The 24,144-nt window shown below is 67.2% G+C and carries 18 protein-coding genes and 1 tRNA gene; 15 read left to right on the forward strand and 4 right to left on the reverse strand.

The window, feature by feature from the left end; translation table 11 throughout:
• Positions 1 to 71 precede the first annotated feature (71 nt).
• On the forward strand, positions 72 to 1,127 hold the full coding sequence (locus NGF19_RS11375) for a UDP-N-acetylmuramate dehydrogenase (protein WP_252424580.1): 1,056 nt from the start codon (positions 72 to 74) through the stop codon (positions 1,125 to 1,127).
• Between the two features lie 18 nt (positions 1,128 to 1,145).
• Here the strand turns inward: NGF19_RS11375 and NGF19_RS11380 are convergent, their stop codons facing one another.
• Positions 1,146 to 2,207 carry an adenosine deaminase gene (locus tag NGF19_RS11380; RefSeq protein WP_252424582.1) on the reverse strand — a complete coding sequence of 354 codons (1,062 nt, stop codon included), beginning with the start codon at positions 2,205 to 2,207 and terminating at the stop codon, positions 1,146 to 1,148.
• 137 nt (positions 2,208 to 2,344) lie between these two features.
• The gene (locus NGF19_RS11385; protein WP_252424584.1) at positions 2,345 to 3,571 is read right to left on the reverse strand and encodes a pyridoxal phosphate-dependent aminotransferase; all 1,227 of its coding nucleotides are present in this window, start codon (positions 3,569 to 3,571) and stop codon (positions 2,345 to 2,347) included.
• A gap of 323 nt (positions 3,572 to 3,894) precedes the next feature.
• Between NGF19_RS11385 and NGF19_RS11390 the strand changes: the two genes are divergently transcribed.
• The 14 genes from NGF19_RS11390 (at position 3,895) to tuf (ending at position 22,124) form a co-directional block, all read left to right on the forward strand.
• A tRNA-Trp gene (locus NGF19_RS11390) sits at positions 3,895 to 3,967 on the forward strand.
• Between the two features lie 108 nt (positions 3,968 to 4,075).
• Positions 4,076 to 4,357 carry a preprotein translocase subunit SecE gene (gene secE / locus NGF19_RS11395; protein WP_252424585.1) on the forward strand — a complete coding sequence of 94 codons (282 nt, stop codon included), beginning with the start codon at positions 4,076 to 4,078 and terminating at the stop codon, positions 4,355 to 4,357.
• Positions 4,358 to 4,437: 80 nt separating this feature from the next.
• Positions 4,438 to 5,289, forward strand: coding sequence for a transcription termination/antitermination protein NusG (nusG, locus tag NGF19_RS11400; RefSeq protein ID WP_252424587.1), 852 nt, complete (start codon positions 4,438 to 4,440; stop codon positions 5,287 to 5,289).
• Between the two features lie 168 nt (positions 5,290 to 5,457).
• Positions 5,458 to 5,892 carry a 50S ribosomal protein L11 gene (rplK, locus tag NGF19_RS11405; protein WP_053846805.1) on the forward strand — a complete coding sequence of 145 codons (435 nt, stop codon included), beginning with the start codon at positions 5,458 to 5,460 and terminating at the stop codon, positions 5,890 to 5,892.
• A gap of 96 nt (positions 5,893 to 5,988) precedes the next feature.
• Positions 5,989 to 6,714: a 50S ribosomal protein L1 gene (rplA, locus tag NGF19_RS11410; RefSeq protein WP_252424589.1), complete on the forward strand. Its 726-nt coding sequence runs from the start codon at positions 5,989 to 5,991 to the stop codon at positions 6,712 to 6,714.
• A 258-nt stretch (positions 6,715 to 6,972) separates the two neighbouring features.
• Complete coding sequence (locus NGF19_RS11415) at positions 6,973 to 7,833, forward strand: SCO4651 family lipoprotein (protein ID WP_252424591.1); 861 nt, start codon at positions 6,973 to 6,975, stop codon at positions 7,831 to 7,833.
• A 294-nt stretch (positions 7,834 to 8,127) separates the two neighbouring features.
• Entirely contained in the window at positions 8,128 to 8,658 is a 531-nt protein-coding gene (gene rplJ, locus NGF19_RS11420; RefSeq protein WP_020941659.1) for a 50S ribosomal protein L10, read from the forward strand.
• A 114-nt stretch (positions 8,659 to 8,772) separates the two neighbouring features.
• Positions 8,773 to 9,162, forward strand: coding sequence for a 50S ribosomal protein L7/L12 (rplL, locus tag NGF19_RS11425; protein WP_252424593.1), 390 nt, complete (start codon positions 8,773 to 8,775; stop codon positions 9,160 to 9,162).
• Positions 9,163 to 9,850: 688 nt separating this feature from the next.
• Positions 9,851 to 13,336: a DNA-directed RNA polymerase subunit beta gene (rpoB, locus tag NGF19_RS11430; protein WP_252424595.1), complete on the forward strand. Its 3,486-nt coding sequence runs from the start codon at positions 9,851 to 9,853 to the stop codon at positions 13,334 to 13,336.
• A gap of 98 nt (positions 13,337 to 13,434) precedes the next feature.
• A complete protein-coding gene (locus NGF19_RS11435) occupies positions 13,435 to 17,334 on the forward strand; it encodes a DNA-directed RNA polymerase subunit beta' (RefSeq protein ID WP_252424597.1) in 3,900 nt (1,299 codons plus the stop codon).
• A gap of 442 nt (positions 17,335 to 17,776) precedes the next feature.
• Positions 17,777 to 18,148 (forward strand): 30S ribosomal protein S12, encoded by a 372-nt coding sequence (gene rpsL / locus NGF19_RS11440; protein ID WP_003948652.1) that lies wholly within the window; start codon positions 17,777 to 17,779, stop codon positions 18,146 to 18,148.
• A gap of 2 nt (positions 18,149 to 18,150) precedes the next feature.
• Positions 18,151 to 18,621, forward strand: coding sequence for a 30S ribosomal protein S7 (gene rpsG / locus NGF19_RS11445; RefSeq protein ID WP_003992340.1), 471 nt, complete (start codon positions 18,151 to 18,153; stop codon positions 18,619 to 18,621).
• Between the two features lie 39 nt (positions 18,622 to 18,660).
• Positions 18,661 to 20,787 (forward strand): elongation factor G, encoded by a 2,127-nt coding sequence (gene fusA / locus NGF19_RS11450; RefSeq protein WP_252424599.1) that lies wholly within the window; start codon positions 18,661 to 18,663, stop codon positions 20,785 to 20,787.
• A gap of 143 nt (positions 20,788 to 20,930) precedes the next feature.
• Positions 20,931 to 22,124 carry an elongation factor Tu gene (tuf, locus tag NGF19_RS11455; protein ID WP_252424601.1) on the forward strand — a complete coding sequence of 398 codons (1,194 nt, stop codon included), beginning with the start codon at positions 20,931 to 20,933 and terminating at the stop codon, positions 22,122 to 22,124.
• A gap of 306 nt (positions 22,125 to 22,430) precedes the next feature.
• Here the strand turns inward: tuf and NGF19_RS11460 are convergent, their stop codons facing one another.
• Entirely contained in the window at positions 22,431 to 23,327 is an 897-nt protein-coding gene (locus NGF19_RS11460; RefSeq protein WP_252424603.1) for a helix-turn-helix domain-containing protein, read from the reverse strand.
• A 205-nt stretch (positions 23,328 to 23,532) separates the two neighbouring features.
• Entirely contained in the window at positions 23,533 to 24,027 is a 495-nt protein-coding gene (locus tag NGF19_RS11465) for an ATP-binding protein (protein WP_289734713.1), read from the reverse strand.
• Positions 24,028 to 24,144 lie beyond the last annotated feature (117 nt).

Genomic DNA, 24,144 nt, shown 5'->3' on the forward strand with positions numbered 1-24,144 from the left:
CGCCCGGTCCTCGGGCGGGGCCGTCCGTGTGCGCTGCGGAGCGATCAGTGCCGTCTCGTAGTCTTGGGCCCGTGCTGGAACTCCACGACGCCCCGCTCGCCCCGCTGACCACCTTCCGGCTGGGCGGCCCCGCCACCCGCCTGATCACCGCCACCACCGACGCCGAGGTGATCACCGCCGTCCAGGAGGCCGACGACTCCGGTGTCCCGCTGCTGCTGATCGGCGGCGGATCCAATCTGATCATCGGCGACAAGGGCTTCGACGGCACCGCCCTGCGCATCGCCACGACGGGCTTCGCCCTCGACGGCACCAGGCTGGAGGTGGCCGCGGGCGAGGTGTGGACCGACGCCGTCGCCCGCACCGTCGAGGCCGGTCTCGCCGGCATCGAGTGCCTCTCCGGGATCCCCGGCTCCGCGGGCGCGACCCCGATCCAGAACGTCGGCGCGTACGGCCAGGAGGTCTCCTCGACGATCAGCGAGGTGGTCGCGTACGACCGCAGGGAGCGTACGACGGTCACGCTGACGAACGAGGAGTGCGCGTTCTCGTACCGCGCGAGCCGCTTCAAGGCCGACCCCGAGCGCTATGTGGTGCTGCGCGTCCGCTTCGAACTGGAGGACGCGCAGGGGCTCTCCGCTCCCCTCCGGTATGCCGAGACGGCCCGTGTCCTCGGGGTCGAGGCGGGCGAGCGCGTACCGCTCACCGCCGCCCGGGAGACCGTTCTGAAGCTGCGCGCGGGGAAAGGGATGGTCCTGGACCCCGAGGACCACGACACCTGGTCCGCGGGCTCGTTCTTCACCAACCCGATCCTCACCGACGAGGAGTTCGCCGCCTTCCACGCGCGCGTGAAGGAGCGCCTCGGCGAGGAGGCGCAGCCGCCCGCGTTCGCGGCGGGCCCCGGACGCGTCAAGACGTCGGCGGCCTGGCTGATCGACAAGGCGGGCTTCACCAAGGGGTACGGATCCGGACCGGCCCGTATCTCCACCAAGCACACCCTGGCCCTCACCAACCGCGGCGAAGCCACCACCGAGGACCTGCTCGCCCTGGCCCGCGAGGTCGTGGCCGGGGTCCGGGACGCCTTCGGGATCACGCTGGTGAACGAGCCGGTGACGGTGGGCGTGAGCCTCTGAGCAGGGCAGGGGAGGCCGTCAGCAGGCGGCCTCCCGCTCCACCGCCCCCGGGCCGCTGAGCCAGTCGTCCACCCCGGCCAGCAGCTTCGCCTTCATGTCCTCGGGGGCGGCCGAGCCGCGCACCGACTGCCGTGCCAGCTCGGCCAGTTCGCGGTCCGTGAAGCCGTGGTGGTGACGGGCGATCTCGTACTGGGCCGCGAGCCGGGAACCGAACAGCAGCGGGTCGTCGGCGCCCAGCGCCATCGGGACGCCCGCCTCGAAGAGCCTGCGCAGGGGGACGTCCTCCGGCTTCTCGTAGACGCCGAGCGCCACGTTCGAGGCGGGGCACACCTCGCAGGTCACCCCCCGGTCCGCCAGGCGCTTGAGCAGCCGCGGGTCCTCCGCGGCCCGCACCCCGTGGCCGATCCGGGTCGCGTGCAGGTCGTCCAGGCAGTCGCGGACCGACGCGGGCCCGGTCAGCTCGCCGCCGTGCGGCGCCGACAGCAGGCCACCCTCGCGGGCGATGGCGAACGCCCGGTCGAAGTCCCGTGCCATGCCCCGGCGTTCGTCGTTCGAGAGCCCGAAGCCCACCACCCCGCGGTCCTGGTACCGCACGGCCAGCCGGGCCAGCGTGCGCGCGTCCAGCGGATGCTTCATACGGTTCGCGGCGACCAGGACCCGCATCCCGAGGCCCGTCTCCCGGACCGTCGTCTCCACCGCGTCCAGGATGATCTCCAGCGCCGGGATCAGACCGCCGAGGCGCGGCGCGTACGACGTCGGGTCCACCTGGATCTCCAGCCAGCCCGAGCCGTCCCTGAGGTCCTCCTCCGCTGCCTCCCGCACCAGCCGCCGGATGTCCTCCGGCTCCCGCAGACACGACCGCGCCGCGTCGTACAGCCGCTGGAAGCGGAACCAGCCCCGCTCGTCGGTCGCCCGCAGCTTCGGCGGCTCCCCGCTGACCAGCGCCTCGGTCAGCGCGTCGGGCAGCCGGACGCCGTGCTTGTCGGCCAGTTCCAGCAGGGTGGTGGGCCGCATCGACCCCGTGAAGTGCAGGTGGAGATGGGCCTTCGGCAGCTCAGAGAGATCACGTACACGCTCCATTCCCAGATCGTGCCGCAGGTCCCCGCCCCACCGGTAGCGCTTTCACCGTCCGTGGTCTTGCCCGCACAAACAAACGGGGACCTGCCGCCTTCCCGCTGGGGTGGCGACAGGTCCCCGGAGCATCCGGAGCGGGGAGGTCAGTCCCGCGCCTCCGCGAGCAGCTTCTGGATCCTGCTCACACCCTCGACGAGGTCCTCGTCACCGAGGGCGTAGGACAGACGCAGATAGCCGGGCGTGCCGAAGGCCTCGCCCGGGACGACCGCGACCTCGGCCTCCTCCAGGATCAGCGCGGCCAGCTCCACCGAGGTCTGCGGGCGCTTGCCGCGGATCTCCTTGCCGAGCAGGCCCTTGACCGACGGGTACGCGTAGAAGGCGCCCTCGGGCTCGGGGCAGACCACACCCTCGATCTCGTTCAGCATCCGCACGATGGTCCGGCGGCGCCGGTCGAAGGCCTCGCGCATCTTCGCCACCGCGTCCAGGTCGCCCGACACGGCCGCCAGGGCCGCGATCTGCGCGACGTTCGACACGTTGGACGTGGCGTGCGACTGGAGGTTGGTCGCGGCCTTGACGATGTCCTTCGGGCCGATGAGCCAGCCCACGCGCCAGCCCGTCATGGCGTACGTCTTGGCGACACCGTTGACCACGATGCACTTGTCGCGCAGCTCGGGCAGGAGCGCGGGCAGCGAGGTGAACTTCGCGTCGCCGTAGACCAGGTGCTCGTAGATCTCGTCCGTCAGCACCCACAGGCCGTGCTCGACCGCCCAGCGGCCGATCGCCTCGGCGTCGGCCTCGCTGTAGACCGCGCCGGTCGGGTTCGAGGGCGAGACGAAGAGGACGACCTTCGTCTTCTCCGTGCGGGCCGCCTCGAGCTGCTCGACGGAGACGCGGTAGCCGGTCGTCTCGTCCGCGACGACCTCCACCGGGACACCGCCGGCCAGCCGGATCGACTCGGGGTACGTGGTCCAGTACGGCGCCGGGACGATCACCTCGTCGCCCGGGTCCAGGATCGCGGCGAAGGCCTCGTAGATCGCCTGCTTGCCGCCGTTGGTGACCAGGACCTGGGAGGGGTCCACCTCGTAGCCCGAGTCGCGCAGCGTCTTCGCGGCGATGGCGGCCTTCAGCTCCGGCAGACCGCCGGCCGGCGTGTAGCGGTGGTACTTCGGGCTCTTGCAGGCCTCGACGGCCGCTTCGACGATGTAGTCCGGCGTCGGGAAGTCCGGCTCGCCTGCACCGAAGCCGATGACAGGGCGTCCGGCGGCCTTGAGGGCCTTGGCCTTGGCGTCCACGGCAAGGGTGGCGGACTCGGAGATCGCGCCGATCCGGGCGGAGACCCGGCGCTCGGTGGGAGGGGTTGCAGCGCTCATGGGACCCATCGTTCCAGACCGGATTCGCCGCGGACACTCCGGTTTGACTTTCCGCGGAAGCCGCTGCTCCGGGGCCCCTCGACGGGGATCGAGGCCACCAGGGGGCAGGGCGGGAACACATGTCCGCGGCCGGGCCCTGAAGTGGTGGATCTTCAGGCGATCCGGCGTCGATCTCGCCCCCGCACAGCACCGACGAGCACTTTCTGTTCGACGCCCGGCCCCGAAGCACGTACACTCTCACCTCGTTGGCCTTCGGCGAACCGCGATCGAGCTGGTGCACACCGAGCACCCGTCCGGATGCGGTACGTTGGGGTACGCAGCAAAGGGTCGTAGCTCAATTGGTAGAGCACTGGTCTCCAAAACCAGCGGTTGGGGGTTCAAGTCCCTCCGGCCCTGCTACACACTCCCCGACCAGGAAGTGTGCGCACAGTACGTACGTATTGCACTCGCCGTGCGGCTCAACCGGGCGCGGCACGGCCACGACCCGGAATCAGGTGAGGACGAGTGACGGATGCCGTGGGCTCCATCGACATGCCTGACGCCAGGGACGACGTGCAGGAGAAGAAGACCCGCAAGGGTGGCAAGCGAGCCAAGAAGGGCCCGCTGAAGCGCCTTGCCCTCTTCTACCGTCAGATCATCGCGGAGCTGCGCAAGGTCGTCTGGCCTTCGCGAAACCAGCTCACGTCCTACACCACCGTGGTGATCTTCTTCGTCGCGATCATGATCGCGCTGGTGACTCTGATTGACTATGGGCTCAACCACGCTGCCAAGTACGTCTTCGGCTGAGCCGAGCGCGAAGGACGCCGCGGTGCCCGGCGTCCGTTTCGCATGTTCCACCCCTATGTATCCAGGAAGAAGCAGCCACCGTGTCTGACCCGAACCTGAACGACGCCAAGGAGCCGCGCGGGGAGGCCGTCGAGCCCGAGGCCGTCGAGTCCGTGGACGACGAGCTCGAGATCGTCGAGGGCGCGGACGAGGGCGACGAGGCCGAGGCTGCCGAAGCCACCGCGGGCGAGCCGGCCGAAGAGGCCGCCATGCACGTCGTGGACGAGGAAGAGACCGCCGAGGACGAGGCCGCCGAGGGTGAGCAGGAGCCCGACCTCGACCCGGTCGAGAAGCTCCGCCAGGAGCTGCGCGCCCTTCCCGGCGAGTGGTACGTGATCCACACGTACGCCGGTTACGAGAACCGCGTGAAGACCAACCTCGAACAGCGCGCCGTCTCGCTGAACGTCGAGGACTACATCTTCCAGGCCGAGGTGCCCCAGGAAGAGGTCGTCCAGATCAAGAACGGCGACCGCAAGACCATCCGCCAGAACAAGCTCCCGGGTTACGTCCTGGTGCGCATGGATCTGACGAACGAGTCCTGGGGCGTCGTCCGCAACACCCCCGGTGTCACCGGCTTCGTCGGCAACGCCTACGACCCGTACCCGCTGACCCTGGACGAGATCGTCAAGATGCTCGCCCCGGAGGCGGAGGAGAAGGCCGCCCGTGAGGCCGCCGAGGCCGCGGGCAAGCCGGCGCCGCAGCGCAAGGTCGAGGTCCAGGTACTGGACTTCGAGGTGGGCGACTCGGTCACCGTCACCGACGGCCCGTTCGCGACGCTGCAGGCGACCATCAACGAGATCAACGCCGACTCCAAGAAGGTCAAGGGCCTGGTGGAGATCTTCGGCCGCGAGACGCCGGTCGAGCTTTCCTTCGACCAGATCCAGAAGAACTAGTCGCTTCTGGACCTATCGCTTCCGACCAGGTCAGGCGGGCTGTCCCAGCCTGCCTGACCTGGTCGGTTTTTGGCCGCACAGCTATACCCGTTATCGTTGTGCGGTATGCCTGCATCCGGGTGGCACCCGGGAGCGGGCAGGACCCGAATCGAAAGGACCCGGAGAGCTATGCCTCCCAAGAAGAAGAAGGTCACGGGGCTCATCAAGCTCCAGATCCAGGCCGGTGCCGCCAACCCGGCTCCGCCGGTCGGCCCGGCGCTGGGCCAGCACGGCGTCAACATCATGGAGTTCTGCAAGGCCTACAACGCCGCGACCGAGTCGCAGCGCGGTTGGGTCATCCCGGTGGAGATCACGGTCTACGAGGACCGTTCCTTCACCTTCATCACCAAGACGCCGCCGGCCGCCAAGATGATCCTCAAGGCCGCGGGCGTGGAGAAGGGCTCCGGCGAGCCGCACAAGACCAAGGTCGCCAAGATCACCGAGGCGCAGGTCCGCGAGATCGCCACGACGAAGATGCCCGACCTCAACGCCAACGACCTGGACGCCGCCGCGAAGATCATCGCCGGTACCGCGCGTTCCATGGGCGTCACGGTCGAGGGCTGAACCCCACCTTCGTAGAAACCGCGGCCCGAGGGCCGCACGTGGCAGGGCCTGCTCGGCCCGTACCACGCCTCCTTTCAGAACAACACAGGAGCAGTTGTGAGCAAGCGCAGCAAGGCTCTCCGCGCTGCGGACGCCAAGGTCGACCGGGAGAAGCTGTACGCCCCGCTCGAGGCCGTCCGTCTCGCCAAGGAGACCTCCACGACCAAGTTCGACAGCACTGTCGAGGTCGCCTTCCGTCTGGGTGTCGACCCGCGCAAGGCCGACCAGATGGTCCGTGGCACCGTGAACCTCCCGCACGGCACCGGTAAGACCGCCCGGGTCCTGGTCTTCGCGACCGGTGACCGTGCCGAGGCCGCTCGTGCCGCGGGCGCCGACATCGTCGGCGCCGACGAGCTGATCGACGAGGTGTCGAAGGGCCGTCTGGACTTCGACGCCGTCGTCGCCACCCCGGACCTCATGGGCAAGGTCGGCCGCCTCGGCCGCGTGCTCGGTCCCCGTGGTCTGATGCCGAACCCCAAGACCGGCACCGTGACCCCGGACGTGGCGAAGGCTGTCACCGAGATCAAGGGTGGCAAGATCGAGTTCCGCGTCGACAAGCACTCGAACCTGCACTTCATCATCGGCAAGGTGTCCTTCGACGACACCAAGCTGGTGGAGAACTACGGCGCGGCTCTGGAGGAGATCCTCCGTCTGAAGCCGTCCGCCGCCAAGGGTCGTTACATCAAGAAGGCCGCCATCAGCACCACGATGGGCCCCGGCATCCTGGTCGACTCCAACCGCACCCGCAACCTCCTCGTCGAGGAGGACCCGGCCGCCGTCTAAACCTGACGGCAGCCGCGTCGCGCACGCGCTCACACGGGCCCCGCACCTTTCGAGGTGCGGGGCCCGTCGGTGTTCTGCGAGTGCGTCGACGCAGGCCGGGCTGCCGCCCGAGGCCCACTGTTGCCCACGGTGCGGGGCAGTGGCTTCCTGCGTCCGGAATCGAAGGGGCCTCCGTGGCTTCCTGTGTCCGGAATTGAACGCCCTTTCCCATTCGACCAAGATAGGGTCAAAATCTCGTTGGGTTCCTTGGGGGGAATCATGAAGCTTGTGCGTGGTGCGGCTGGTCGCGGTGCGGTGGGTGCGGCGCTGGCGGCTCTGGTCCTGAGTGCCGGGGCGGTCTCCTGCTCGCAGGGCGGTGGCGGGGGCGGTTCGGAGGAGCCGAAGATGACGCCCGCCGCGGCCGTGGCCAAGGCGGCGAAGAACACCGAGGAGATCACGTCCCTCCACTACCGGATGACCGGCACGGTCCCGGGTACGGGGAAGGTCCGCGCCGAGGCCGAGATGTCGATGAAGCCGCTCGCCATGACCATGAACATGACGGCTCCGGACAAGGGCGCTGACGGCAAGGTCGAGATCCGGCTCGTCGACAACGTGATGTACATCGACGGCGGTGCCGAGGCCGCCAAGGAGATGGACGGCAAGCACTGGCTCAAGTTCGACATGGCCGCCATGGGCGCGGACAAGGGCCTGAACACCGACCAGTTCGGCCAGGCCAATCAGAACCCGGCCCAGGAGTCCACCTTCCTCACCAGCTCCAAGAAGGTGAAGAAGGTCGGCACCGAGACCGTCGGTGGTGCGAAGACGACGCACTACACCGGCACGCTCACCCTTGATGACCTGCGCGACTCCCTCAAGGGCAAGGACAAGGCGACCCGGGATCAGCAGGAGAAGAGCCTCGAGGCGTACGAGAAGATGGGCGCCACCACGATCGACATGGACATGTGGATCGATGGTGCCGATCACACCAAGCAGTTCCGCATGCGCAGCGACACCGACGAGGGCCGGCTCGACACGACGATCACCTTCCTCGACCTCAACAAGCCGGTGACCGTGACCGCCCCGCCCGCCAAGGACACGGTCGATCTCGCCGAGATGATGAAGGAAGCCGACCAGAGCTGAACAAGCCTCGGGAACGGATTTGCTTGACGCGGCTCCGTTCCCTTATTCTTCTCCAGAAGCCAAAGACCGCTGGTCGTTGCCGTGAACTCGAACGAGGGCATGGTGGCCGAAGGATCCGCTGAATTGCGGACGACCCGCGCAGGTGACAGTGGAAGAACTCCCGGAGTGTGAGCGATCACCGCCCGTACAACCGGTTGAGTACGCCCCGTGCGCCTGCGCCGGGGCGTTTCGTTTTCCCCAGTCCTCCTTCGGGGTCCGCGCGGTCCGAATCACCCGGAAGGAGGCCGAGGCTCTATGGCGAGGCCCGACAAGGCTGCTGCGGTTGCCGAGCTGACGGACAAGTTCCGCAGCTCCAACGCCGCCGTGCTGACCGAGTACCGCGGTCTCACCGTGGCGCAGCTCAAGACGCTGCGCCGGTCGCTCGGTGAGAACGCCCAGTACGCCGTGGTGAAGAACACGCTGACCAAGATTGCGGCCAACGAGGCCGGGATCACGCTGGACGACCAGCTCTTCGCTGGTCCGACGGCCGTCGCCTTCGTCACCGGTGACCCGGTGGAGTCGGCGAAGGGTCTGCGTGACTTCGCCAAGGACAACCCGAATCTCATCATCAAGGGCGGTGTCCTTGACGGCAAGGCGCTGTCCGCCGATGAGATCAAGAAGCTTGCGGACCTCGAGTCCCGCGAGGTTCTGCTCTCCAAGCTGGCCGGTGCGTTCAAGGGCAAGCAGTCCCAGGCTGCCTCTGTCTTCCAGGCGCTCCCGTCGAAGCTCGTCCGCACCGTGGACGCGCTTCGTGCCAAGCAGGACGAGCAGGGCGGTGCCGAGTAATTCGGCTCGCTTTCCGATCCTCGCCGCGTGAGGTGAGGGTCGATGCGGGCCCGACGTACGCCCGCCTTACCCAGTACATCCGGCACCTGCCGATTTAGTGGAAGGACCGCCATCATGGCGAAGCTCACCCAGGACGAGCTGCTTGCCCAGTTCGAGGAGATGACCCTCATCGAGCTCTCCGAGTTCGTGAAGGCCTTCGAGGAGAAGTTCGACGTCACCGCCGCCGCTGCCGCGCCGGTCATGATCGCCGGCGGTGCCGCGGGCGCCGGTGCCGCCGAGGCCGTCGAGGAGAAGGACGAGTTCGACGTCGTCCTCACCGGCGCCGGCGACAAGAAGATCCAGGTCATCAAGGTCGTGCGCGAGCTGACCTCCCTCGGCCTGAAGGAGGCCAAGGACCTGGTGGACGGCGCCCCGAAGCCCGTCCTGGAGAAGGTCGCCAAGGACGCCGCGGACAAGGCCAAGGAGGCCCTCGAGGGCGCCGGCGCCTCCGTCGAGGTCAAGTAAGACCTCTTCGGGTCCCCAGCGGACTCACAGGCCGTACGGAGCCTTGCTTCGTACGGCCCCCCGCGAACGCCTCTCACTGCCCGTTCGAACACGGGCCGCGGCCCCCGTACGGGACGCCGCCACGGCTCACTCGTAGGGCTGTAACGCGGACGCACTGAAGAGCGATCACCCAACCGGGTGGTCGCTCTTCGGCGTTCCCGACGGCCGGGTGCCGACTGCCTTGCAGCCGTCGCCGCGGGGGGTATGGTGATCTTCGTCGTGCCTCCGAGGCCCCGGCGAATGGCTGCAAGTGACGATGGCAGCACCCGGTTTGGGCAAGTGGGCTCTTGACGAACCGCACGCAGCGCGCAATTCTCAGGACGCGTCGTCACAACGATCCGGATCCGAGGCATGGATCGCTGACGAAGAGGGCAGTATCGATGTGCATCGAGGGCGTGGCTTGCCGCAGGTGTTGAGGAACAACGAGGGGCTCCGTCGTGAGTCTGCAAACCCGCACTGGACTTCAGTGTGCCAAGTGGCTACACTGACCCTTTGCGCTGCCTGTTAGCTGCTTCCTGCCCGTCACCAGGAGCACGCCCCTCACTTGAGCATTGACGTTGAAGAGTCTCTGACCTGGGACTTTCCATCTCTGTGTCTGGTGGGGACCGGCACGCGCGTAGTGAGTCCGAGCCCTCGGAAGGACCCCCTCTTGGCCGCCTCGCGCACCGCCTCGACCGCGAATACGAACAACGGCGCCAGCACTGCCCCGCTGCGCATCTCCTTTGCAAAGATCAAGGAGCCCCTCGAGGTTCCGAACCTTCTCGCGCTGCAAACCGAGAGCTTCGACTGGCTGCTCGGCAACAGCGTATGGAAGGCTCGCGTCGAGGCGGCTCTGGAGTCCGGTCAGGACGTTCCCACCAAGTCCGGCCTCGAGGAGATCTTCGAGGAGATCTCCCCGATCGAGGACTTCTCCGGGTCCATGTCGCTGACCTTCCGCGACCACCGCTTCGAGCCGCCGAAGAACTCGATCGACGAGTGCAAGGAGCGCGACTTCACGTACGCGGCTCCGCTCTTCGTCACCGCCGAGTTCACCAACAACGAGACCGGCGAGATCAAGTCCCAGACCGTCTTCATGGGCGACTTCCCGCTCATGACGAACAAGGGCACCTTCGTCATCAACGGCACCGAGCGTGTCGTGGTGTCGCAGCTCGTCCGTTCCCCCGGCGTCTACTTCGACTCCTCCATCGACAAGACGTCCGACAAGGACATCTTCTCCGCCAAGATCATCCCGTCCCGGGGTGCCTGGCTGGAGATGGAGATCGACAAGCGCGACATGGTCGGTGTGCGCATCGACCGCAAGCGCAAGCAGTCCGTGACCGTCCTCCTGAAGGCGCTCGGCTGGACCACCGAGCAGATCCTCGAGGAGTTCGGTCAGTACGAGTCCATGCGCGCCACCCTGGAGAAGGACCACACCCAGGGCCAGGACGACGCGCTGCTCGACATCTACCGCAAGCTGCGTCCGGGCGAGCCGCCCACCCGTGAGGCCGCGCAGACGCTGCTGGAGAACCTCTACTTCAACCCGAAGCGCTACGACCTGGCGAAGGTCGGCCGCTACAAGGTCAACAAGAAGCTCGGTGCGGACGAGCCGCTGGACGCCGGCGTGCTCACCACCGACGACGTCATCGCCACCATCAAGTACCTGGTGAAGCTGCACGCCGGGGAGACCGAGACGACCGGTGAGTCCGGCCGCTCGATCATGGTCGAGACCGATGACATCGACCACTTCGGCAACCGCCGCATCCGCAGCGTCGGCGAGCTGATCCAGAACCAGGTCCGTACGGGTCTCGCCCGTATGGAGCGCGTCGTGCGCGAGCGCATGACCACCCAGGACGTCGAGGCGATCACGCCGCAGACCCTGATCAACATCCGGCCGGTCGTCGCCTCCATCAAGGAGTTCTTCGGCACCAGCCAGCTGTCCCAGTTCATGGACCAGAACAACCCGCTGTCGGGCCTGACGCACAAGCGTCGTCTCAACGCCCTCGGCCCGGGTGGTCTCTCCCGTGAGCGGGCCGGCTTCGAGGTCCGTGACGTTCACCCGTCGCACTACGGCCGCATGTGCCCGATCGAGACGCCGGAAGGCCCGAACATCGGTCTGATCGGCTCGCTCGCCTCCTACGGCCGGGTCAACGCGTTCGGTTTCATCGAGACCCCGTACCGCAAGGTCGTCGACGGCCAGGTCACCGACGAGGTGGACTACCTGACCGCCGACGAGGAGGACCGCTTCGTCATCGCGCAGGCCAACGCGCCGCTGACCGACGAGCTCCGCTTCGCCGAGGCCCGCGTGCTGGTCCGCCGCCGCGGCGGCGAGGTCGACTACGTCGGCCCCGAGGACGTGGACTACATGGACGTCTCGCCGCGCCAGATGGTGTCGGTCGCGACCGCCATGATCCCCTTCCTCGAGCACGACGACGCCAACCGCGCCCTCATGGGCGCGAACATGATGCGCCAGGCCGTGCCGCTCATCAAGTCCGAGGCGCCGCTCGTCGGCACCGGCATGGAGTACCGCTCCGCGGTCGACGCCGGCGACGTGGTCAAGGCCGAGAAGGCGGGTGTGGTCCAGGAGGTCTCCGCGGACTACATCACCACCGCCAACGACGACGGCACGTACATCACGTACCGCCTGCACAAGTTCTCGCGCTCCAACCAGGGCACCTCGGTCAACCAGAAGGTCATCGTCAACGAGGGCGACCGCGTCATCGAGGGCCAGGTCCTCGCCGACGGTCCGGCCACCGAGAACGGTGAGATGGCCCTCGGCAAGAACCTGCTCGTGGCGTTCATGCCGTGGGAGGGTCACAACTACGAGGACGCGATCATCCTGTCGCAGCGCCTCGTGCAGGACGACGTCCTCTCCTCGATCCACATCGAGGAGCACGAGGTCGACGCCCGTGACACCAAGCTCGGCCCCGAGGAGATCACCCGGGACATCCCGAACGTCTCCGAGGAGGTCCTCGCCGACCTCGACGAGCGCGGCATCATCCGCATCGGCGCCGAGGTCATCGCCGGCGACATCCTCGTCGGCAAGGTCACCCCGAAGGGCGAGACCGAGCTGACCCCCGAGGAGCGCCTGCTGCGCGCGATCTTCGGTGAGAAGGCCCGTGAGGTCCGTGACACCTCGCTGAAGGTGCCGCACGGCGAGACCGGCAAGGTCATCGGTGTGCGCGTCTTCGACCGCGAGGAGGGCGACGAGCTGCCGCCGGGCGTGAACCAGCTCGTCCGCGTCTACGTCGCGCAGAAGCGCAAGATCACCGACGGTGACAAGCTCGCCGGCCGTCACGGCAACAAGGGTGTCATCTCCAAGATCAACCCGATCGAGGACATGCCGTTCCTGGAGGACGGCACCCCGGTCGACATCATCCTCAACCCGCTGGGTGTGCCGTCCCGAATGAACCCGGGACAGGTCCTGGAGATCCACCTCGGCTGGCTCGCCAGCCGCGGCTGGGACGTCTCCGGTCTCGCCGACGAGTGGGCCAAGCGTCTCCAGACCATCGGCGCCGACCAGGTCGCCCCGGGCACCAACGTCGCCACCCCGGTCTTCGACGGTGCCCGTGAGGACGAGCTGGCGGGTCTGCTCCAGCACACCATTCCGAACCGCGACGGCGAGCGCATGGTGCTCCCGTCCGGCAAGGCCCGGCTGTTCGACGGCCGCTCCGGTGAGCCGTTCCCGGACCCGATCTCGGTCGGGTACATGTACATCCTGAAGCTGCACCACCTGGTCGACGACAAGCTGCACGCTCGCTCGACCGGTCCGTACTCGATGATCACCCAGCAGCCGCTGGGTGGTAAGGCCCAGTTCGGTGGCCAGCGCTTCGGTGAGATGGAGGTGTGGGCCCTCGAGGCCTACGGCGCCGCGTACGCCCTCCAGGAGCTGCTGACCATCAAGTCCGACGACGTCACCGGCCGCGTGAAGGTCTACGAGGCCATCGTCAAGGGCGAGAACATCCCGGAGCCCGGCATCCCCGAGTCCTTCAAGGTGCTCATCAAGGAGATGCAGTCCCTGTGCCTGAACGTGGAGGTGCTGTCCAGCGACGGTATGTCCATCGAAATGCGTGACACCGACGAGGACGTCTTCCGCGCTGCGGAGGAGCTCGGCATCGACCTGTCCCGGCGCGAGCCGAGCAGCGTCGAAGAGGTCTGACGGGAGTTCCGGCGGGCCTTGAGCGATCAAGGCCCGCCGGCCCCAGGACCCCCGTATCAGACCCCAAGACTTACGACCCTGAGAGGGATTGACGCATAGTGCTCGACGTCAACTTCTTCGACGAGCTCCGGATCGGCCTGGCCACTGCGGACGACATCCGGCAGTGGAGCCACGGCGAGGTCAAGAAGCCCGAGACCATCAACTACCGCACCCTCAAGCCCGAGAAGGACGGCCTCTTCTGCGAGAAGATCTTCGGCCCCACCCGGGACTGGGAGTGCTACTGCGGCAAGTACAAGCGCGTCCGCTTCAAGGGCATCATCTGTGAGCGTTGTGGCGTCGAGGTCACGCGTGCCAAGGTGCGCCGTGAGCGGATGGGCCACATCGAGCTTGCCGCTCCCGTCACCCACATCTGGTACTTCAAGGGCGTTCCGTCGCGGCTGGGCTACCTGCTCGACCTCGCCCCGAAGGACCTGGAGAAGGTCATCTACTTCGCGGCGTACATGATCACGTACGTCGACGAGGAGCGCCGCACCCGCGACCTGCCCTCCCTGGAGGCGCATGTCTCCGTCGAGCGGCAGCACATCGAGAACCGCCGCGACTCCGACCTGGAGGCCCGCGCCAAGAAGCTCGAGACCGACCTGGCCGAGCTGGAGGCCGAGGGCGCCAAGGCCGACGTGCGCCGCAAGGTGCGCGAGGGTGCCGAGCGCGAGATGAAGCAGCTCCGCGACCGTGCGCAGCGCGAGATCGACCGCCTCGACGAGGTGTGGACCCGCTTCAAGAACCTCAAGGTCCAGGACCTCGAGGGCGACGAGCTGCTCTACCGCGAGCTGCGTGACCGCTTCGGCACGTACTTCGACGGCTCGATGGGTGCCGCGGCGCTGCAGAAGCGCCTGGAGTCCTTCGACCTCGAGGAAGAGGCCGAGAAGCTCCGCGAGATCATCCGCACCGGCAAGGGCCAGAAGAAGACCCGTGCCCTCAAGCGCCTGAAGGTCGTCTCCGCGTTCCTGCAGACGTCCAACAGCCCCAAGGGCATGGTCCTCGACTGCGTGCCGGTCATCCCGCCGGACCTGCGTCCGATGGTGCAGCTCGACGGTGGCCGCTTCGCGACCTCCGACCTCAACGACCTGTACCGCCGTGTCATCAACCGCAACAACCGCCTGAAGCGCCTTCTCGACCTCGGTGCCCCCGAGATCATCGTGAACAACGAGAAGCGCATGCTCCAGGAGGCCGTGGACGCGCTCTTCGACAACGGCCGTCGTGGTCGCCCGGTCACGGGCCCCGGCAACCGTCCGCTGAAGTCGCTGTCCGACATGCTCAAGGGCAAGCAGGGTCGCTTCCGGCAGAACCTGCTCGGTAAGCGAGTCGACTACTCGGCGCGTTCCGTCATCGTCGTCGGCCCGCAGCTCAAGCTGCACCAGTGCGGTCTGCCCAAGGCCATGGCGCTGGAGCTGTTCAAGCCGTTCGTGATGAAGCGTCTGGTCGACCTGAACCACGCGCAGAACATCAAGAGCGCCAAGCGCATGGTCGAGCGCGGTCGCACGGTCGTGTACGACGTCCTCGAAGAGGTCATCGCCGAGCACCCCGTGCTGCTGAACCGTGCGCCCACCCTGCACCGCCTCGGCATCCAGGCCTTCGAGCCGCAGCTCGTCGAGGGCAAGGCCATCCAGATCCACCCGCTCGTCTGCACCGCGTTCAACGCGGACTTCGACGGTGACCAGATGGCCGTGCACCTGCCGCTGTCCGCGGAGGCGCAGGCCGAGGCCCGCATCCTGATGCTGTCCTCGAACAACATCCTCAAGCCGGCCGACGGCCGCCCGGTGACGATGCCGACCCAGGACATGGTCCTCGGTCTGTTCTTCCTCACCACGGACGGCGAGCTGCGTGACGTCAAGGGCGAGGGCCGCGCGTTCGGCTCCACGGCCGAGGCGATCATGGCGTTCGACGCCGGCGAGCTGGCGCTGCAGTCGTCGGTCGACATCCGCTTCCCGGTGGGCACCATCCCGCCGCGCGGCTGGACCCCGCCGGCGAGGGAAGAGGGCGAGCCGGAGTGGCAGCAGGGCGACAGCTTCCGGCTGCGCACCACGCTGGGCCGCGCGCTCTTCAACGAACTGCTGCCCGAGGACTACCCGTTCGTCGACTACTCGGTGGGCAAGAAGCAGCTCTCCGAGATCGTCAACGACCTGGCCGAGCGCTACCCCAAGGTCATCGTGGCGGCGACGCTCGACAACCTGAAGGCGGCCGGCTTCTTCTGGGCGACCCGTTCCGGTGTCACCGTGGCCATCTCCGACGTCGTCGTTCCCGAGGCGAAGAAGGAGATCGTCAAGGGCTACGAGGCGCAGGACGAGAAGGTCCAGAAGCAGTACGAGCGCGGTCTGATCACCAAGGAAGAGCGCACTCAGGAGCTCATCGCGATCTGGACCAAGGCGACCAACGAGGTCGCCGAGGCGATGAACGAGAACTTCCCCAAGACCAACCCCATCTTCATGATGGTCGACTCGGGTGCCCGAGGAAACATGATGCAGATGCGGCAGATCGCCGGTATGCGTGGTCTGGTGTCGAACGCGAAGAACGAGACCATCCCGCGTCCGATCAAGGCCTCGTTCCGTGAGGGTCTGTCCGTGCTGGAGTACTTCATCTCCACGCACGGTGCCCGTAAGGGTCTGGCGGACACCGCTCTGCGTACCGCCGACTCGGGTTACCTGACCCGTCGTCTGGTCGACGTCTCCCAGGACGTCATCATCCGCGAGGAGGACTGCGGCACCGAGCGCGGTCTGAAGCTCAAGATCGCGGAGCGGGGCGCGGACGGCGTGCTGCGCAAGACCGAGGACGTCGAGACCTCGGTGTACGCGCGCTGCCTCGCCGAGGAGATCGTCGTCGACGGTCAGGTGCTGGCTCCGGCCGGTACGGACCTGGGCGACGTGCTCATCGAGGAACTGGTCTCGCGCGGCATCGAGGAGGTCAAGACCCGCTCGGTCCTGACCTGTGAGTCCGCGGTCGGCACCTGCGCCATGTGCTACGGCCGTTCGCTGGCCACCGGCAAGCTGGTCGACATCGGTGAGGCGGTCGGCATCATCGCCGCCCAGTCCATCGGTGAGCCCGGTACCCAGCTCACGATGCGTACCTTCCACACCGGTGGTGTGGCCGGTGACGACATCACCCAGGGTCTGCCGCGTGTCGTCGAGCTCTTCGAGGCCCGTACGCCGAAGGGTGTCGCCCCGATCTCCGAGGCGTCCGGTCGCGTGCGCATCGAGGAGACCGAGAAGACCAAGAAGATCGTCATCACGCCGGACGACGGCAGCGACGAGAGCTCGTACCCGATCTCGAAGCGCGCCCGTCTCCTGGTCGCCGAGGGCGAGCACGTCGAGGTGGGCCAGAAGCTCACCGTGGGTGCCACCAACCCGCACGACGTGCTGCGCATCCTGGGCCAGCGTGCCGTCCAGGTCCACCTGGTCGGCGAGGTCCAGAAGGTCTACAACTCGCAGGGTGTGTCGATCCACGACAAGCACATCGAGATCATCATCCGGCAGATGCTGCGCCGTGTGACGATCATCGAGTCCGGCGACGCCGAGCTGCTGCCCGGCGAGCTGGTCGAGCGCTCGAAGTTCGAGACCGAGAACCGTCGTGTGGTCCAGGAGGGCGGTCACCCCGCCTCCGGCCGTCCGCAGCTCATGGGTATCACCAAGGCGTCGCTGGCGACCGAGTCGTGGCTGTCCGCCGCGTCCTTCCAGGAGACGACCAGGGTCCTCACGGACGCGGCGATCAACGCCAAGTCCGACTCCCTGATCGGCCTCAAGGAGAACGTCATCATCGGTAAGCTCATCCCGGCCGGTACGGGCCTGTCCCGCTACCGCAACATCCGGGTCGAGCCGACCGAGGAGGCCAAGGCCGCGATGTACTCGACCGTCGGCTACGACGACATCGACTACTCGCCGTTCGGTACGGGCTCCGGCCAGGCCGTGCCGCTGGAGGACTACGACTACGGTCCGTACAACCAGTAAGGCGTACGTCTGACGCTGTGAAGGGCGGTCACCCCGCAAAGGGTGGCCGCCCTTCGGCGTTGTGGGGGAGAGGACGGGCCTGGACCGGGCTGAGGGCCGCGTTCCGCGCCATGCCTGACATCACCTGACATCAAGCCGTTTCGCGGCCATCTCGGGCGTTCAGGGGTGTGACGGGACATCTCGCAAAAGGGCGGCGTGTCGGAGCCCACTCCATTTGTTTTGACCGAAGTCCGTGAGGTAGGTACGCTCAGACCTTGTGCCTGGGGTGTGCCCTGGCTTGCCTGCGTGCCTTCAACCGCAGTGCGAGTCGCCATCGGCCACCGTAATCTGCGCTCTTTCTGTCTTGCAGTGAGAGTCGGCGGGATTCGACACACCCGACCGCGTGGGTCGGCAATGTTCCAGGTTAGCTGTACCTATTCGGCACACAGAAACCGGAGAAGTAGTGCCTACGATCCAGCAGCTGGTCCGCAAGGGCCGGCAGGACAAGGTCGAGAAGAACAAGACGCCCGCACTCGAGGGTTCCCCTCAGCGTCGTGGCGTCTGCACGCGTGTGTTCACGACCACCCCGAAGAAGCCGAACTCGGCCCTCCGCAAGGTCGCGCGTGTGCGTCTGACCAGCGGCATCGAGGTCACTGCTTACATTCCGGGTGAGGGACACAACCTGCAGGAGCACTCCATCGTGCTCGTGCGCGGCGGCCGTGTGAAGGACCTGCCGGGTGTTCGCTACAAGATCATCCGCGGCTCGCTCGACACCCAGGGTGTCAAGAACCGCAAGCAGGCCCGCAGCCGCTACGGCGCCAAGAAGGAGAAGTAAGAATGCCTCGTAAGGGCCCCGCCCCGAAGCGCCCGGTCATCATCGACCCGGTCTACGGTTCTCCTCTGGTGACCTCCCTGATCAACAAGGTGCTGCTGAACGGCAAGCGCTCCACCGCCGAGCGCATCGTCTACGGCGCCATGGAGGGTCTGCGTGAGAAGACGGGCAACGACCCGATCATCACGCTGAAGCGCGCGCTTGAGAACATCAAGCCGACCCTCGAGGTCAAGTCCCGCCGTGTCGGTGGTGCGACGTACCAGGTCCCGATCGAGGTCAAGCCCGGTCGTGCGAACACCCTGGCGCTGCGCTGGCTCGTCGGTTACTCCCGCGCCCGTCGCGAGAAGACCATGACCGAGCGTCTGCTCAACGAGCTCCTCGACGCCTCCAACGGCCTCGGCGCCGCTGTGAAGAAGCGCGAGGACACCCACAAGATGGCCGAGTCCAACAAGGCCTTCGCGCACTACCGCTGGTAGTCGCTACCCCATCGAGAACCGAGAGAAGACTGAAGCCTTATGGCTACCACTTCACTTGACCTGGCCAAGGTGCGCAACATCGGCATCATGGCCCACATCGACGCGGGCAAGACGACCACCACCGAGCGGATCCTGTTCTACACCGGTCGTTCTTACAAGATCGGTGAGGTCCACGACGGCGCTGCCACCATGGACTGGATGGAGCAGGAGCAGGAGCGTGGCATCACGATCACGTCTGCTGCCACCACCTGTCACTGGCCGCTTGAGGGCGTCGATCACACGATCAACATCATCGACACCCCGGGCCACGTGGACTTCACCGTCGAGGTGGAGCGTTCGCTCCGCGTCCTCGACGGTGCGGTGACGGTGTTCGACGGTGTTGCCGGCGTTGAGCCCCAGTCCGAGACGGTGTGGCGTCAGGCCGACCGTTACGGCGTTCCGCGCATCTGCTTCGTCAACAAGCTCGACCGCACCGGTGCCGAGTTCCACCGCTGTGTCGACATGATCTCCGACCGCCTGGGCGCTCAGCCGCTCGTCATGCAGCTGCCGATCGGCGCTGAGGCGGACTTCCGCGGGGTCGTCGACCTGGTGAAGATGAAGGCCCTGGTGTACCCCGTCGAGGCGGCCAAGGGCGAGATGTACGAGACCGTCGACATCCCCGCCACGCACACCGAGGCCGCTGAGGAGTGGCACGGCAAGCTGGTCGAGGCCGTCGCGGAGAACGACGAAGAGATCATGGAGCTGTACCTCGAGGGCGAAGAGCCCACCGAGGAGCAGCTGCACGCCGCGATCCGTCGTATCACCATCCGCTCCGGCAAGGCCTCCGAGACCACGGTCACCCCCGTGTTCTGCGGAACCGCGTTCAAGAACAAGGGCGTTCAGCCCCTGCTCGACGCGGTCGTGCGCTACCTGCCGACCCCGCTCGACGTGGAGGCCATCGAGGGCCACGACGTCAAGGACCCCGAGGTCGTCGTCAAGCGCAAGCCGTCCGAGGACGAGCCGCTGGCCGCTCTTGCGTTCAAGATCATGAGCGACCCGCACCTCGGCAAGCTCACCTTCGTCCGGGTCTACTCGGGCCGCCTGGTGTCCGGCACGCAGGTGCTGAACTCCGTCAAGGGCAAGAAGGAGCGCATCGGCAAGATCTACCGCATGCACGCCAACAAGCGTGAGGAGATCGAGTCGGTGGGCGCCGGTGACATCGTCGCCGTCATGGGCCTGAAGCAGACCACCACCGGTGAGACGCTGTCCGACGACAAGCAGCCGGTCATCCTGGAGTCCATGGACTTCCCGGCGCCGGTCATCGAGGTCGCCATCGAGCCCAAGTCGAAGGGCGACCAGGAGAAGCTCGGCGTCGCGATCCAGCGCCTGGCCGAGGAGGACCCCTCCTTCCAGGTGCACACCAACGAGGAGACCGGCCAGACCGTCATCGGCGGTATGGGCGAGCTTCACCTCGAGGTGCTGGTCGACCGCATGAAGCGCGAGTTCAAGGTCGAGGCCAACGTCGGCAAGCCGCAGGTCGCGTACCGCGAGACGATCCGCAAGGCCGTCGAGCGCGTGGACTACACCCACAAGAAGCAGACCGGTGGTACCGGTCAGTTCGCCAAGGTGCAGATCGCGATCGAGCCCATCGAGGGCGGCGACACCTCGTACGAGTTCGTGAACAAGGTGACCGGTGGTCGTATCCCGAAGGAGTACATCCCTTCGGTCGACGCCGGTGCGCAGGAGGCCATGCAGTTCGGCATCCTCGCCGGTTACGAGATGACCGGCGTGCGCGTCATCCTCATCGACGGTGGCTACCACGAGGTCGACTCCTCCGAGCTGGCCTTCAAGATCGCCGGTTCGCAGGCCTTCAAGGAGGCCGCGCGCAAGGCGTCCCCCGTGCTGCTCGAGCCGATGATGGCCGTCGAGGTCACCACGCCCGAGGACTACATGGGTGAGGTCATCGGCGACATCAACTCCCGCCGTGGTCAGATCCAGGCCATGGAGGAGCGGGCCGGTGCCCGCGTCGTGAAGGGCCTCGTGCCCCTCTCGGAGATGTTCGGCTACGTCGGAGACCTCCGCAGCAAGACGTCGGGTCGCGCAAGCTACTCGATGCAGTTCGACTCCTACGCCGAGGTTCCGCGGAACGTCGCCGAGGAGATCATCGCGAAGGCCAAGGGCGAGTAACGCACCCCGTTCACACGCTTTAGGCTTGACACCGACCGCCGGGGACTCTTCCCCGCGAAGGATTCCCGGCGGGCGGCACCCCAGCAAAGATCACCTGGCGCCGATGAAGTAAGGCGTACAGAACCACTCCACAGGAGGACCCAGTGGCGAAGGCGAAGTTCGAGCGGACTAAGCCGCACGTCAACATCGGCACCATCGGTCACATCGACCACGGTAAGACGACCCTCACGGCCGCCATTACCAAGGTGCTGCACGACGCGTACCCGGACCTGAACGAGGCCTCGGCCTTCGACCAGATCGACAAGGCTCCTGAGGAGCGCCAGCGCGGTATCACGATCTCGATCGCGCACGTCGAGTACCAGACCGAGACGCGTCACTACGCCCACGTCGACTGCCCCGGTCACGCGGACTACATCAAGAACATGATCACGGGTGCCGCGCAGATGGACGGCGCCATCCTCGTGGTCGCCGCCACCGACGGCCCGATGCCGCAGACCAAGGAGCACGTGCTCCTGGCCCGCCAGGTCGGCGTTCCGTACATCGTTGTCGCCCTGAACAAGGCCGACATGGTGGACGACGAGGAGATCCTGGAGCTCGTCGAGCTCGAGGTCCGTGAGCTGCTCTCCGAGTACGAGTTCCCGGGCGACGACGTTCCGGTCGTCAAGGTCTCCGCTCTGAAGGCCCTCGAGGGCGACAAGGAGTGGGGCCAGTCGGTCCTGAACCTGATGCAGGCCGTCGACGAGTCGATCCCGCAGCCGGAGCGCGACGTCGACAAGCCGTTCCTGATGCCGATCGAGGACGTCTTCACGATCACCGGTCGCGGTACGGTCGTCACCGGCCGTATCGAGCGTGGTGTCCTGAAGGTCAACGAGACCGTCGACATCATCGGCATCAAGCCGGAGAAGACCACCACCACGGTCACCGGCATCGAGATGTTCCGCAAGCTGCTCGACGAGGGCCAGGCCGGTGAGAACGTCGGTCTGCTGCTCCGCGGCATCAAGCGCGAGGACGTCGAGCGCGGCCAGGTCATCATCAAGCCGGGCTCGGTCACCCCGCACACCGAGTTCGAGGCGCAGGCCTACATCCTGTCCAAGGACGAGGGTGGCCGCCACACGCCGTTCTTCAACAACTACCGTCCGCAGTTCTACTTCCGTACGACGGACGTGACCGGCGTGGTGACCCTCCCCGAGGGCACCGAGATGGTCATGCCGGGTGACAACACCGAGATGAAGGTGGAGCTCATCCAGCCCGTCGCCATGGAAGAGGGCCTGAAGTTCGCCATCCGTGAGGGTGGCCGCACGGTGGGCGCCGGCCAGGTCACCAAGATCGTCAAGTAAGTTCCGCTTGCTTGAGGTCGAGGGTCACTGACTGACCTCGAAGAGGCTCGTACGACTTCGGTCGTGCGGGCCTCTTCGCTGTTCCCGGACCGTCCGCACGGCCTTCATGGCCTCGTGCAGGACGGCAGCCAGCTCCTGTAGGGCCGCCGTGGCGGCGTCGGGGTCTTCGCTCCACGGCCTTGGCGAACGCCTCGTCCTTCGTCCGCCGCATCTCCGGCAGCCGTTCAGGGGTGACAGCGGCGAGGGCGGCCCGCAGGGCGTCCGGGGTCTGTTCGGGGCGGTGGATCAGCTTGTTTCCCCGCGCGTTCATGGAGCACCCTCGGGAGTCGCCGAACGGCAGTCGCGGCAGGAGCCCGGCTCGGGGGCGCGGAAGGCTCGGTCGCAGGTGTCGCAGTTCTGGAGGGGGTGCGGTACGGGCGGCGGGGCGCGGAACGGGGGTGGGGGTGGTAGCTGGGCCGTGAGGCGGTGGGCCAGGAGAGCCGCTGGGCGGCGTACGCCCTCGGGTGGCAGCGCGGACGTCAGGGCATGGCGTACAGCGGCCGGTGGCACGTCGCGTTGCAGCCAGGCGGCTACGCCGGGCGCCAGATGGGCCGTGTCGCATGCGCTGAGCAGCAGGCGGGGGTCCTGGTGACGCAGGCCCGCGAGGAGGTCGGTGGCCGTCCGGAGGAGGGCGGGGGAGGGGTGCGCGGGTTGGGGGACCGGGGGGAGCGGGTGCTGCTTCTTCTTGGTCTTCTTGCGGGGTTCGTCCGGCTTCGCCGCCGGGCGCTCCTCGTGAACTGCCGGTCCGGGAGCGCGAGGGGCCTTCGGCTGGTTGCAGGAGATCGTGCGGGTGACGATGTTGCCGGTGGAGGTGCGTTCGCGGACGCGGCGCAGATAGCCGTGGGCCTCCAACTCCCGTAGCCCCGCGGCGATTCGGGTGCGGCCCTCCGGGAAGCGATTGGCTAGCGTCTTGATGTCCACCGGGGCGTTGCTCGGCAGCGACTGGATGTGCACCGCCAGCGCGATCGCGACCAGTGACAGCTCCGCGTGCTGTGCCAGGTGATTGCCGATCACCGTGAAGCGGGTGGTGTGGCGGGTGTTGTCGTGCGTGACGCCATAGGCGCGGGGGCGGTTGCGTGTGCGTGAATTCGCCCGGGAGTGGGGCTCGTTCGTGGCAACGGCCCACTGCGTGTGCCGGGGCACGCTAGGGTTCTCAGTACCCATCGGGAAGGCTCTTCTCTTCCTCGGTGGCCAGGCCCTCGATCGGGATCGCTAGTCCCGGCCGGGGGCCGATGCATGTGTGCGGTTGGTCGCGCTGAGCGTAAGGCAGTTGGGGGACGTCAGATCCAGCCAAGCCGGTGTGGTTCACCCAAGCGAGTGAGTGTGAACCGCGGGCGGGTGGGGTGGGCTTGGCGGGGGTTCTTTCGCCTCATGTTCCTTGAGGGGAAGAGCCGTTGGCACCGGGGACCGGGGGAGCGGGTTCCGGTGGTGCGCAGCAGTGCAGTTCGGCCCAGACCGTCTTGCGCGGGAAGCGGTCCTCGCTCACACCCCAGCGGTCCGCCAGCGCGTCCACGAGGAGCAGGCCGCGTCCCGACTCGGCGTCTTCGGACGGGTGTTGCGGTTCCGGAAGCCGTTCGCTGCGTGTGTCGGTGACCTCGATACGGAGGGTGCTGTCGACCACGTACAGCGTCAGACGGAAGTCCCGGCCCGGTACGCGCCCATGTGTCGCCGCGTTGGCCGCCAGCTCGGCCACGATGTGGATCGCGCACTCTGTGGGCAGACCCCAACTCCGTAGCTGCGCCTCCGCGAGCAGCCGGGCGAGACGGGCTCCGCGCCGCGTGGAGGACAGCAGCGCGGTGAAGTGGGGGAGCTGCTGGGACGGTTGGGGCGCGGTGGCGGCGATTTCCTGAGTCACGGCACTCAGCGTGGCCGACGGCGCCTACCGTGAGGAGTGATCGGCCCGCTGCGTACGGTAACTGTCGGCGGCTTGTCCGGTGCCGTCCGGGCTGTCGGGCTCGTTCCTACGGGTAGGGCGTCGCGT

The organism is Streptomyces macrolidinus, assembly GCF_023887685.1.
GTDB lineage: Bacteria > Actinomycetota > Actinomycetes > Streptomycetales > Streptomycetaceae > Streptomyces > Streptomyces macrolidinus.